This window comes from Pedobacter sp. AK017, from assembly GCF_014200825.1.
GTDB classification, from domain to species: Bacteria; Bacteroidota; Bacteroidia; order Sphingobacteriales; family Sphingobacteriaceae; genus Pedobacter; species Pedobacter heparinus.
This window is the reverse complement of sequence record NZ_JACHCW010000030.1, coordinates 14822-27862: the sequence shown is the minus strand read 5'-3', so window position 1 is coordinate 27862 and position 13041 is coordinate 14822. Positions and strand designations below refer to the sequence as shown.

Genomic DNA, 13041 nt, shown 5'->3' with positions numbered 1-13041 from the left:
GGGCGTAAGGCCGGACGAGCTCATTTTTGCATCATGCTAGTTATACTCACTTTGTTAAACCGATTTTCGGAGGTCTTGGATAATAATAGTTAGGGTCAGGTTTGCTGGATAGCGCCTGACCCTTTGTTTTATGGTTAGTAATCTATTTTTAAATCACATTATACAAATTATAATCTACCCCTTATGAATGAATATGATGAATGCGTGAACAAATTATACAAAGACCTTTGTGAGTATAAACCTCAGCCGTTGGAACTGCGGGAATACCTGCGGGAGAATATGAGTAATAAAGAGCTGATTGACCGTGATTTTTTGTTCAGAAAGAACAGGCCTATCACCGATGCGCTATATGTGGGGCGGGGATTTGTGGCCACTTACGGCAGCAGTGCACTGGGTGATAACCAGGTGTTAAGCATTGCTAAAAAACATGCGATTTTAGCTGATTTTAGTTTTACTGCACAGGAACCTTCGGATTACGATCTGGTAGGCTTGGCTGGTAGTTATGTGCTGGGTATCAGCTTTGCACACATGGGAGTTATTTATGAGAAGTTTCCGAGTACACAGGATTTATCCAGGCTGATTATGGCGGACACCAATCGTAAAGAACTGGAGCGGGTTCGTTTATTAACGCGGGATGCGGAAAAGGTGGTGTATGATTTTTACATGGAATTCCCAGAGTTTCTGCCAGCGGGTGGCCTAATGATCGATGCGGACATTGCCTCTTATTTATTGATCGGTGAAAGTACGTTGCGCAATGTACGGGCGAAATTATTCAAGCCTTAAGCTTAAAAAGTTAAAATGCCAAGCAATAGGCGCTTGGCATTTCTGACACGAAAGGTCACTTGCTAGCGGTGACAGGTTTGTATATTGTATCGAAATTTAATAATGCTATCCAAACAATTTTATGATACGCGCTTCTTGCTGGATTTCTCTATTACATTCCATACTCACATCACCCGAAACCAAGTCCTTTCTTATCGCTTTATTGTCTGTTCCGTTCAGCATGGCTAAGGCGGTTTCCTTACCCAGCTTCGCTTCCAAAACAGCCATATCATCCCCTACCTTATTGTCCAAAATCTTGGCATAAATTTGAGTAGTTCTGATATCCGTGTGTCCCAACATCTTACTCACTGTTTCGATGGGCACACCGTTTCCCAAAGTAATCGTAGTGGCAAAGGTATGTCTGGCAATATGGAAGGTCAGGTGCTTCTCAATTCCACACAAGTCAGCAAGCTCTTGGAGATAAGCGTTCATTTTCTGATTACTTAATATAGGAAACACCCTGCCAGTGCCAGTACATCTGGGATCATCCTGGTAACGATCTACAATAGCTTCCGCGATCGGCAGTAACGGGATATGGGAAGCAATATTGGTTTTATGCCTTTTCTTTAAAATCCAGGAAGAATCTCCATAGCCTTTTTTGATTTCGGCCTTGCTCAGTTCCTGTACATCTATAAAACTTAATCCAGTATAGCAGCAAAATAAAAACACATCTCTCACAAAGCCCAGCCTGGCCACCTTAAACTCCTTTGCATTTAGCGTCTGAAGCTCCGACGGACTTAACACATGCCTGACGACTTTATCAACCTTGTTCTTGTGACCTAAAAACGGATCGCTAGTTATCCAGCGGTGCTTTAAACAAATACGTATCACCTTACCGAAATTCTTCAGATGCTTCGCTGTGGCATTATTCGCACATTTACCCGTAGTGCGAATATAATAACCAAATTGAGACACAAACTGCGGGTCAATCTTGGTGACCTCAAGGTCGCTGACCTTCAACTTGGATTTCAAAAATCCCTTCAGGTGCTTAAGCGTGGAATTGTATTTGGTAAGTGTGGCTTTAGTAAAACCTTTCCCGACCAACGCTTCTATTTCGTCGTTATGATCTTTGAAAACGCCGACGATTTTATGGGTTTCCTCTTCGATCCCCAAATACCGGTTCTTAATGCTGTCGGCAGTGATAGGCTTGCCTTCTTTAACAAGTGTGGTATGTGCGTCCTCTAGGGAGTGCTGTAAAGCATCTAGGAAACTGTTAAAAGACTTTACAGTTTCTTTTGTTCCTTTTAGACGGCTTGATACGCTGCACCAGTTATCCGGCTCACAGTGCTTACCCGTTGCCAGTTCTTTCTGGTCACCGTTAACCGTGATTCGCATGTACACCGGTTTCGGGCCGTTTTGATAATTTTTCGGCTTCTTCAAGTAGAAGAGCAGGCTAAAATTTGTTTTCATAGTTTTTACTCATTAAAAAAGTTTAACAAAGTTAGCATTGAAGGTCTCTCCCGTCAAGATGTTCATTGATTGAACATGCTGTAGTACAGATAGTTATATCGTTTCCAGTGAGTAATGTAACAAAGCCATATGACTCACCGAATTACTCACTGGTTTTATCAGAAAACATGAATATTTTGGAGATTTTTTAAAATGAAAAAGCCTGTAAACATATGATTTACAGGCTTTTGATGTATTTTGGTGTAACTACCAGCGGACCGGACGGGACTCGAACCCGCGACCTCCGCCGTGACAGGGCGGCATTCTAACCAGCTGAACTACCGGTCCGTTTTCCCGCTTTCTGTATCGTTGTTTCGTTTCGGGATTGCAAATATAGGGTGTTTATTTAACTTTGCAACATTTATTTTAAAATAATTGCAACTGACTAAATTACAGCTCCTTCTTTTAATTTCTCTGCATTTTCTGCAAACTGCAAGGCATCAATAAGCTCCTGTACACCACCATCCATGATGCTATTCAGGTTATAAAGTGTCAATCCGATACGGTGATCGGTAACCCTGCCTTGCGGATAGTTGTAAGTACGGATCTTTGCAGAACGGTCCCCTGTTGAGACCATCGTTTTCCGTCTTGCAGCGATATCCCCATTTTTCTTCTGCAATTCGATGTCATAAAGCTTACTGCGCAACATCTCCATCGCAATTACGCGGTTGCCTAACTGAGACCTTTCCTGCTGGCAAACCACCACAATACCAGATGGCCTGTGTGTCAACTGCACTTTGGTTTCTACTTTGTTCACATTCTGACCGCCTGCACCACCGGAACGAGATGTTTGCAGATCAATATCTGCCGGATTAATGTAAAGATCGATCTCTTCTGCTTCCGGCAATACGGCTACAGAAGCCGCTGAAGTATGTACGCGTCCCTGAGTTTCCGTATCTGGTACACGCTGTACCCGGTGGACACCAGACTCATATTTCAGCTGTCCGTAAACATCTTCACCACTAACTTTTAAAATTACCTCTTTATAACCGCCGGCTGTACCTTCTGTTACATCAACAGTTTCCACTTTCCAGCCTTTTTGCTCAAAGAAGCGGCTATACATCCGGTATAGATCTCCGGCGAACAGTGCAGCTTCATCTCCACCTGTACCACCTCTGATTTCAAAGACTGCATTTTTTGCATCTTCCGGATCAACAGGAATGAGCATTAACCGCACCTTTTCTTCCAGCTCTTCCTGCTGTACCAATAACAGATCCAGCTCCTCTTTTGCCATTTCACGCATTTCAGCATCCTTTTCTGTGCTCAGGATTTCTTTGTTGGCTTCTATATTGCTCATCACATTTTTGTAGACCTTATATTCATCTACAATCTTGCCGAGGTCTTTATATTCTTTATTCAAAGCAGCAAAGCGCTTCATATCCTGCATGGTATCAGGATTACTCAACTGCTCTTCCACATCTTCCCAACGCAGTTTAATTGCTTCTAATTTCTCTAACATATTCTTTTTTCAGGAAATAATTTATTCTCATTAGTCCTGAAATCAAATCTGCAAGATCTTGATTAACCGGACAAATGGTTTTTATTTTGGACAACAAAAATAGGGTTTTTCGTTTAATACAGCTAATAATTGTTGGCAATACCCAACTGCGCCTGTAATGAACTATTCTTTTTCAAAGTAATTCAGGGTTAAATCATTGCCATCAAATACGGCATAAGAATTGAAATTGATCCACTCACCAAGGTTTATATACCTGCTTTTACCATTTAAGTCTATGTTCAAAGGCAAATGACGATGTCCAAAAACAAAATAATCGAAATGTGTTTTTGATAAAATTTCTTTAGCATAAACAGCAAGCCATTCCTGGTCTACACTTTCAAACACCTCTTCATTACTATTGGCAAGCCGGCTGCGGCCAGACCACCAGTTGGCTATACCCAAACCTATACGGGGTGGCACTAAGGCAAATAACCACTGACAAACCGGGTTTCTGAATATCTTTCTTAATAATTTGTATTTTCTGTCACCAGGCCCCAATCCGTCACCATGATGTAAAAAGAACCGTTTCCCATTTCTTTCTATCTCCAGTGCATCACTCACAATCTCCATCCCCATTTCTTTGCTAAAGTAGTCGTGAACCCACATATCGTGGTTGCCTTTAAAAAAATAAACTTTTATTCCCGCATCTGTCATTTCTGCAATTTTACCTTGCAAACGCACAAACCCTTTAGGTATAACGGTACGGTATTCAAACCAGAAATCGAAGATATCACCCATCAGAAACAATTCACTACAGGTTGGCGTTATGAAATTTAGCCACCTCAATATGCGGTCTTCGCGCAGTCTGCTTTCTGCGTAACCTGGCGACCCAAGGTGAAAATCTGAAGCGAAATAAATGTTCTTTTTCATGAATGCGGGACAAAGATAATTAATATTATCAGCCTTGTAGCCTAAATAAATTCTACAGGCTTTGTAGAATATTACAAAATAGAATCGTTATTAATAACTAAAGTTCGTAAATTCGCACAAAATTTAAACTATGATTTCTACTGATATAGCCATCATTGGCGCCGGACCTGTGGGTTTATTCGCGATTTTTGAAGCAGGTTTATTAAAAATGCGCTGTCATTTAATAGATTACCTTCCACAAGTTGGCGGGCAGCTTTCTGAGATATATCCTAAGAAACCTATCTACGATATCCCCGGCTATCCAACCGTTTTGGCTCAGGAGCTGATCGATAACCTGATGGAGCAGGCCAAACCTTTCCATCCTGGATTTACTTTAGGAGAGCGTATTGAAGGTTTGGAAAAACGTGGTGAAGGCGATTTTGTACTGACCACCAATATGGGCACCATTATAGAAGCTAAGGTAGTGGTTATTGCAGGTGGACTGGGCTGTTTTGAACCCCGTAAACCTGCCGTAGCAGGCCTGGAACAGTTTGAGAACGGACGTGGTGTTAATTATATGATCCTGGACCCGGAAAAATATCGCGGACAAAAAATGGTAATTGCAGGTGGTGGTGATTCTGCACTGGACTGGACCATTTTCTTAGCCGATGTGGTAGATGAGCTGACTTTGGTTCACCGTAGTGAAAGCTTCCGTGGTGCACCTGATTCGGTAAACAAAGTAATGGAGCTAGCCGAAAGCGGACGTATCAATCTGGTACTTAACAGCAACCTGAATTCAGTAAATGGAAACGGGAAACTGGAAAGTGTAGAACTGATACACAACAAGAGCCTGGAAACCACTACAGTAGCTGCCGACCACCTGATCCCTTTGTTTGGATTAAGCCCAAAATTAGGCCCTATAGAGCAATGGAACCTAAACATTAGCAAAAGTGCTATTGAAGTGAATACAGATGATTACTCAACCAATATTCCAGGTATTTATGCAATTGGTGATATTAACACTTATACCAACAAACTTAAACTCATTTTATGCGGCTTCCATGAAGCTGCATTGATGAGCCACAGTGCTTACCAATACATGAACCCCGGAATTAAATACACGATGAAATACACCACTGTTAACGGTGTATCTGAGTTTTAAAACATGGAAGAAAACAACATTACCCTGCACGTACAAAATCCTGATGGCAGCCGTACTACATTAGAAGCACCTGTGGATATGGGCTTAAGCCTAATGGAATATCTTAAAGCTTGTGAATATGATATTCTTGCCACTTGCGGTGGTATGGCACTTTGTGCTACCTGCTGTGTAGACGTGCTAGAAGGTGAAGATAAATTAAATGAAATGAGCGATGATGAATATGCCATGCTGGATACTTTACCAGATGTGCTGCCAAATTCGAGACTGGCCTGCCAACTACAGCTGAACCCTGCAATGGACGGGCTTGTTGTAAAGCTGCATCACGCCGAATAAATACTATTAATTATTATCAGAGGCAGCTGCTATTGTTTTTATAGGGCTGCCTATTGTTTTATATTCGCCCTCACCTTTAAGGATGGCCAGCATTTTATTGTTGTTATTTAACAGACTTTTTGCTGCATTCAGCTCCTTATCGTACTGAAACGCCTGGATCACTTTACCCTTTTCATAGTAGTAGCGGCTTACGATCTGGGTTTCTAAAACTCTTTTGATCTCTGCTTTATAGGTAGTCAGGTCGGTTTTTCTGGCACCAAGCATTTTTTCTTTTAAATCTTCAAGGTCGGCCTTAACAAGCGTCAGTTTATTCTCTTTTTCTGCCTCTGTTCTCAGGTCAGACAATAAGCGTTCTGTACGTGAGGTGTATGAATAATCCCGTCCTGCCATGGTATTTACAAAAGCGGCATAATCGTTTTCCGTAAGCTGAAAAGAAGCTGCCGGAGCAATTTCTTTATTGTTCTTTTTATAATTATTGGCATAATCAAAAAACAGGTTCTTATTCAACAGTGAAATGGTTACCGGGCTAAGCTTAGGGCTATTTACCAGCACATCAGGATAAATGCCATTTCCGTCATATACATTTCTCCCGGTTTTTGTACTGAATTTACTCATCAGCGAATCTGCAAATTTGAGTGTTTTGCCGTTGGCATCCTTATGCGCATAGTCAAGCGCCTGGATGCACCTGCCCGAGGGGGTAAAATATTTGGCTACAGTAACCTTAACAAGGCTGTTATAAGGCAGGTTAAAGGTTTGCTGAACCAGCCCCTTTCCATAGCTCCTCTGTCCAACAATTATAGCCCTGTCGAGGTCCTGCAGTGCTCCAGCAACAATTTCAGAAGCCGAGGCAGAAAATCCACTGATTAACACCACCAATGGAACGTTTGGAAATAAGGGCTGGTTAATTGTTTTATAGGTAATGGTTTTTTGCGGATTTCTTCCTTTCTGGGTCACGATCAGGATGTCCTTATCCACAAAAATATTGACAATTTTAACGGCTTCCTGCAGTATCCCCCCTCCGTTGTATCGCAAATCGAGGATCATACCCTTAGGCTGCTGTTTACCCAATGAAACTGCAGCATCCTTAACCTCCTGAGCAGAGTTTTCAAGGAATTTATCCAAACGGATATAGGCAATATTATCTGCTGTCATGCCGGAGTAGGCAACATTGGGCTGTTTGATTTCATCACGGGTCAGGTTTTTGGTAATCAAGGCACCTTCCCTAATGATTAGTAGTTCGACAACAGATCCTTTTGGTCCCCTCAGCAACTGGCTTACCTGCGCCCGGTCTTTCCCCTTAACCTCATTACCATTAATTTTTACAAGTTGATCACCAGGTTTTACCCCCTGTTTATCGGCCGGGTACCCCTCATTAACCTCATTTACAAATAACTTACCCTCAATAAAAATGGTGCTGGCCCCAATGCCACCGTATTGGGTACTCACGTATTTCAGCTTATAATCTTCTACTTCTGATTCAGGAACGTATTCTGTATAAGGGTCCAGATTTTCGAGCATCGCATCAATGCTGCTGCGCATGAGGCTGGAAGGGTTTGTTTCCTCTACATAATTGATGTTTATTTCTTTATATAAAGAAGCAAAAATGTCCAGATTCTTTGACACCTGAAAAAGGTCTTCCTTAAAAGACCAGGTTAAAGAAGCAAAGGTAATAAGGAGAGCAACTGCGGCAATTTTGTATATTTTCATCGTAAGCAGATGGGGTTCATCAATCCATTGAAGTAAATTTACAAAAAAGCCTCGTATATCAATAAAAAGGCAGCAAATTAAAGCCTGTTCCCTTCCGGATCGGCTAGCGCCTTGTTAATCGTAAACTCAACATAAGTGCGGTCCCTTTTTACCAGGCCCATCAATTGTGTTACGAGCTGATCTTCCTGACCAGGGCTAAACGACAGGTCTACTGCAGCCAGGTCACGGTATTTTCTCAAAAATTTTATTTTAACCTTTTCCCAGGTTTCAGGAGTAAGCGTAAAACTTGCCATAATATGTACTTTGATGCAAAAATAGGAAAATTTATGAGAGCAAAGCACCCATTTTTTATAACAAAAAGCCCGGACTTTACGCTGTCCGGGCTTAATTTATATAGCTGTAACCATTTCTATTTAGGCCAGTTCATTATTTTTTCTCTACTACACCAGATGGCTTACTTTCCTGGCTATCTATATTTAGCGTTGAAACAGAATAATATCCAATTGTGTTAATTGAAATGCTATTCCCTTTGGTTATCGTTAATACTTTCCCTTCTTTCTTTAAATCAGAAAAATAATACACAACTGATTTCACATTTCCTGTAACATTCCATTTCAACTCCCCGTTTTCTATCCTAACATTTGTAGCTTCAGCTGGGGCTGCAGCAACATTACGACCTAAAAATGGCATAACAGCAGGGTCTTTGTAAATAGCGGCGAGCTTATCTGTAATGCCTACCTTATTTAAGTTAAGATATTTAGCACTGTACATTGCATTTCCTACAACTTTCTTATTTAACCTAGTCAGGTCAAATTGTCTTTGTAACTCTGATGATGACTGAAAAGCCGCCGGCGCAGTAGCATCTCCAAATCTATAATAGCCGTGCCCCACCATTAAAGCTGCTTTGAAGCTGTTCTGAGACCATTCGGAAAGTCGCAATTGAAAATCGTTGTATTGGTTTCCTATTTCCTGATACAATTGAGGGATAACCACATCTACCCAACCTTCCTGGTTCCATTTTTTAACGTCGGCATATAGGGTATTAAAGTTTTTAGTGATTTCCGGAGCGGGTGAAACAGAAAATACTACTCCGGGTTTCGTAGCTACTATAATATCATATACACCTTTTATTGCCTTATTCACATTGTCCCTTCTAAAATCCTGAATATTGGCCATACCTGCACCGTACTTTGTAAAATCTGCCTGATCTGTAAACGTTTCGCCTTCCGGATAAAAGTAATCATCAAAATGTATCCCATCAACATCGTATTTTGTGATCGTTTCTTTAACAATATCAACCAGTCGTTGCCTCACTTCGGGCAATGCAGGGTTATAAATGCGTATGGTCGGAAAGTCCAGTACCCATTCTGGTTTAACAGAAGAATGAAGGGCCGGAAATGAGCTGGCAGAACTGGCACGAGTTGCTATCCGATATGGGTTCATCCAGGCATGAAACTCAATATCTCTGGCATGGGCTTCATCAATCATAAATTTAAGCACATCATACCCTGGGTCTACACCTCTTGTTCCGGTGATAGATGCGCTCCAGGGTTCATAGCTGGAATTGTAAAATGCATCTCCCATTCCTTTTACCTGAAAATATATGGCATTGATATTAAGGCTCTTAAACTTTTCAAGGTAATCTATGTATTGTTGCTTCTGGCCAGCCATAGTATATACACTTTGTGGCCAGTCTAAACCATACACTGAGGCAATCCAAACCGCTCTCATTTCTTTTTTAGGAAAAAGAAGGCTTGTTTCTACTGGCGGATCAACAGGATCAGGTTTGGCGTCGTTACCACCTTTCTTACAGGCATTTAGAAGCAGTGCCAAGATCAGCACTGCCACAAGGTGTAAATGATTCTTTTTCATTGATTTAAGTTTTATACTAATTTCAATTATATTATTGCTTAGTGTTCATTTTAAATGGGATAGGTGGGTTAATCTAAAGCTACTTTCTTTTGAAATTCAAAAAACACGAATCCCGCATCACTTGCAGCAGCATATAGCATTAGAGATACATCATTACCCATTGCATCTTTTTTAACATAAAAACCTGTTTGCGATGCTGGTGAGGTATTTACAGGCCCCATTAAGGAGTACTCAAATACAGGTTTAACCAACGCTTGTGCATTTAAGTTGGTTAAAGCATCTTTTACATTTTCGCCTTTTGTAATGTCATAAACAATAAAATTGGTAGCTTCCGCACCTGTTCTTGCTGCTGTGGTTACAATAAGGTAACGTTCGCCATTAAAGTAAACCACACGGGCATCTGAGCCTCTTACAGGAATGGCTGTCCTACTCATGGTAAATGCTGCCGTTCCTCCTTCAGACACCAATGCAACAGGCGCATCATGTCCAGTAAATAGGTATTCGCTAGTATTGCCGATTCGATTGTACGAGGTCCAGGATCCAGCTGCTGCAACTGGAATTGCAAAAGCAGTTGGATTGGTTACAGTTGTATAATTAGCAACATCAAATCTTAATATTTTAGTGCCGGCATTGTCTCCAAAAAAGAAATAGCCATTTCCTAGATTGTCTAAGCTTGCTGAAAAATTGTCGCCATATCTAACTCCGGCCCCGGTTATAGTTCCAACATTTATATCTGTGATGACTTGCGGAGCAAGGCTAGGATTAGTCCAGTGATAAATTTTTAAAGGGCTACCAGCGGTATTACCAGATAGGTTTGCGATATAGGTATGCCCATTTATCTGGGCACCCATATTAAGGGTGAAGGTCCCTAAGGTAACTCCAGTTATATTTAACGGAATTTTATTGATTACCCCAGTCTTCAGTTCCGACACATTTAGCAAGTGCGGGGCTTCTCTTCTCACAATTAACACCTGTTGTCCGTCAAATCCGCTACCTCTGGTTAATGCACCCGTAAACGCATCATAAATTGGGTTTCCTAATGGGTTACTTGTAAAATCATAAGTAGTTTTATTTTCAAAATCAGCGCCAAACACGGGCACTTTTAATCTCAACTTCACTAAATACTCGCGGTAACGAGGCGAATTTAAAACTTTAAGTACAATCACTTTCTCCGTTTGTCCCTCTTCAAATGTAACGGGGTACGTTTCTTGATTTAATTTAGCACCAGGAGATAGATCTGCCTCAAATTTAAGATTTGAGAAATCTGTGCCTGGTTCTATTCTGGGGAATGTTACTGTCTTGGTATTTTCATCAACAACCCCCTGCAACACGGTAGCCCCATTTGCTCCGGCATTCATTAATTTAATTGAATTTAAAACAGTCATATTGGATGATGTATCAGGTGCTACCGGGTAATCATCTTTACATGAGGCCAGGATCAGCAGCCCCATAAAGGTTGCTAAAAGTCCTGTTTTTGAAGTTTTATATGTTAGTTTCATTTTATATCTGTCTATTTTAGAAATATAGATTTTAAACCCTTAATTCTGTGGCCAACCCTGTGTTTGCTGCAACTTATATCCTCTGGCAGCATAATCGTCCATTTGAACCAAGCCAACAGGCGTTAAATATGGATTGATATTTGGTTGATTCAGAAATGGCAAACGGCCTTTATTCACCGTGTTTTTATAAAAACCTATCATGGCTGAGCCGTTGGTTCCATTGTAAATGGTTTCCGTTCCATTTAAGCTCACAACAGAAACTATCCCTATATTTGCGGCAGTTAATGCGCCAGGAAGTTGTGAAGGAAAATTAACCCATCCACCCGATAATAAATCGGTGTTCAGTGCATTGTCTATGTACTGAAGTTTGGACCATCTCCTTAAATCGGCCAAACGAAAGGTTTCAAATGCAAACTCCATTCTGCGCTCTCTTCTAATCTCCCATATTAAAGACGAGACATCCGGATCTCTATCCGGATCTGTTGGAAGAGCTGCTAAACTCAGGTTCGTTGTTTTAACCACGCCCCTGGTTACTGCTTCCGGGGCCAAAGGCCTGCTCCTGATCTTGTTAATTGTTTTATCTATGTCATTTTGCACTACTGCAGTACCACCAATGGTAGCCAGTTCAGCTTTAGCTTCAATCCAGTTCAGCAGTACTTCTGCATAGCGTAATACGGGGGCATCAGTTTCATTTTTACTTCCCACAAATTCTGCCGGCATGCCTAACAAATCTACTTGTGTACGTTTCTCCACATCCCGTGGCAAAAACTTGGTGATGTAGTAAAAAGAGCCTTTATTGAGCAGACTGGGTTTACTATAAAAAGTTGCTTCAAATCTAGAGTCACGGGTTTTTATCAGGTTATCCAGATTAAAATCCTGTATTGCAGAACTTGCATTTTGCCATACCCCGCCAGTATTAAGAATGTAGGATTTAATCAGGTCGGAAGTAGGCCCGTTAGTTGTAGACTCTGCTAAATTGCCATAGGATGCTATCGAATGGGTAACACCGGCAGCAGGATCATAATTTCTATACAAGATACACTCTTTGTTTCCTTTTAATTCTTTAGAAGTAAACAGTGTTTTATAATCAGTAGTAATGTCATATTTACCACTTGAAATCACCATATCGGCAGCTTCCACGGCAAGATCCAAAAACTTTTTGGCGCGTTCGTTACTCTTGTAATAATATTTTTGCCAGGTACCTTCAGTTAAAGCCAATCTGGAAACAAATCCTGCTACAATATATCTGTTTACATTTTGCTCTCCATCGTTTAAACGAACATTTTGAAGTGCAAATTTCCAGTCTTCATATACCCCATCCATTACTTCATTTCGCGGTGTTCTGGGTTTGTACAATTCATCGAGTTCTGTATTACTTATCTCTCGTGTATAGTAAGGAACATCTCCGAACGATTTTACCAATTCCGAATACCTATAGCCCCTAAAAAACCGTCCGATACCTGTCCAATGTGCCCTCGCTTCAGGCGACAAAATAGATGACATTTTACTTTCTATCCGATCTAGCATGATGTTAACAGAACGGATAGTAGAATAGCTCCAAATAGAACTGTTAGGCACCGAACGTGTAAGGTTGGCTTGATTTCCTTGAGTTACCATATCGTCACTATTGGTATAGCCTACCAGAGGTGCACCATCAGTGTTGACGCCAATTCCATAACCGTCAAAAAAATCTGTATAATATTTGTTTGCGTAAAGACGCAGTTTTTCTTCACTCGTCCAGGCTGTGTCATCAGTTTCTGAGGTCAAAGGTGGCCTGTCTAAAAATTTCTTACAACCAGAAAAAACGATCACTAAAAAGACGAATACTATTTTAAATGTTATTTTCATTT

11 protein-coding genes and 1 tRNA gene are annotated in these 13041 nt (G+C 41.0%); 3 read left to right on the top strand and 9 right to left on the bottom strand.

Annotated elements, in window-relative coordinates; genetic code table 11:
- The first annotated feature begins 183 nt into the window (after positions 1-183).
- Positions 184-783 carry a hypothetical protein gene (locus HDC92_RS24505; protein WP_183877516.1) on the top strand — a complete coding sequence of 200 codons (600 nt, stop codon included), beginning with the start codon at positions 184-186 and terminating at the stop codon, positions 781-783.
- Between the two features lie 105 nt (positions 784-888).
- On the opposite strand, the gene HDC92_RS24500 is transcribed toward HDC92_RS24505, so the two are convergent.
- The 4 genes from HDC92_RS24500 to HDC92_RS24485 form a co-directional block, all read right to left on the bottom strand.
- Positions 889-2232, bottom strand: coding sequence for a site-specific integrase (locus HDC92_RS24500; RefSeq protein ID WP_183877515.1), 1344 nt, complete (start codon positions 2230-2232; stop codon positions 889-891).
- Between the two features lie 253 nt (positions 2233-2485).
- Positions 2486-2559: transfer RNA gene (locus HDC92_RS24495), tRNA-Asp, on the bottom strand.
- A gap of 97 nt (positions 2560-2656) precedes the next feature.
- Entirely contained in the window at positions 2657-3730 is a 1074-nt protein-coding gene (gene prfA, locus HDC92_RS24490) for a peptide chain release factor 1 (RefSeq protein WP_015809916.1), read from the bottom strand.
- A 162-nt stretch (positions 3731-3892) separates the two neighbouring features.
- A complete protein-coding gene (locus HDC92_RS24485) occupies positions 3893-4639 on the bottom strand; it encodes a UDP-2,3-diacylglucosamine diphosphatase (RefSeq protein ID WP_015809917.1) in 747 nt (248 codons plus the stop codon).
- Between the two features lie 130 nt (positions 4640-4769).
- On the opposite strand from HDC92_RS24485, the gene HDC92_RS24480 reads away from it, so the two are divergent.
- Both HDC92_RS24480 and HDC92_RS24475 read left to right on the top strand, forming a co-directional pair.
- Positions 4770-5780, top strand: coding sequence for an NAD(P)/FAD-dependent oxidoreductase (locus HDC92_RS24480; RefSeq protein WP_015809918.1), 1011 nt, complete (start codon positions 4770-4772; stop codon positions 5778-5780).
- A gap of 3 nt (positions 5781-5783) precedes the next feature.
- Positions 5784-6113, top strand: a complete 330-nt coding sequence (locus HDC92_RS24475; protein ID WP_015809919.1) for a 2Fe-2S iron-sulfur cluster-binding protein — start codon at positions 5784-5786, stop codon at positions 6111-6113.
- A gap of 6 nt (positions 6114-6119) precedes the next feature.
- On the opposite strand, the gene HDC92_RS24470 is transcribed toward HDC92_RS24475, so the two are convergent.
- The 5 genes from HDC92_RS24470 to HDC92_RS24450 form a co-directional block, all read right to left on the bottom strand.
- Positions 6120-7820 carry a S41 family peptidase gene (locus HDC92_RS24470; protein ID WP_183877514.1) on the bottom strand — a complete coding sequence of 567 codons (1701 nt, stop codon included), beginning with the start codon at positions 7818-7820 and terminating at the stop codon, positions 6120-6122.
- A 77-nt stretch (positions 7821-7897) separates the two neighbouring features.
- The gene (locus HDC92_RS24465; RefSeq protein ID WP_015809921.1) at positions 7898-8113 is read right to left on the bottom strand and encodes a hypothetical protein; all 216 of its coding nucleotides are present in this window, start codon (positions 8111-8113) and stop codon (positions 7898-7900) included.
- Positions 8114-8246: 133 nt separating this feature from the next.
- The gene (locus HDC92_RS24460) at positions 8247-9692 is read right to left on the bottom strand and encodes a glycoside hydrolase family 10 protein (protein WP_183877513.1); all 1446 of its coding nucleotides are present in this window, start codon (positions 9690-9692) and stop codon (positions 8247-8249) included.
- Positions 9693-9760: 68 nt separating this feature from the next.
- Entirely contained in the window at positions 9761-11191 is a 1431-nt protein-coding gene (locus tag HDC92_RS24455; protein ID WP_183877512.1) for a DUF4623 domain-containing protein, read from the bottom strand.
- A gap of 39 nt (positions 11192-11230) precedes the next feature.
- Positions 11231-13039, bottom strand: coding sequence for a RagB/SusD family nutrient uptake outer membrane protein (locus HDC92_RS24450; RefSeq protein WP_183877511.1), 1809 nt, complete (start codon positions 13037-13039; stop codon positions 11231-11233).
- Between the last annotated feature and the right edge of the window lie 2 nt (positions 13040-13041).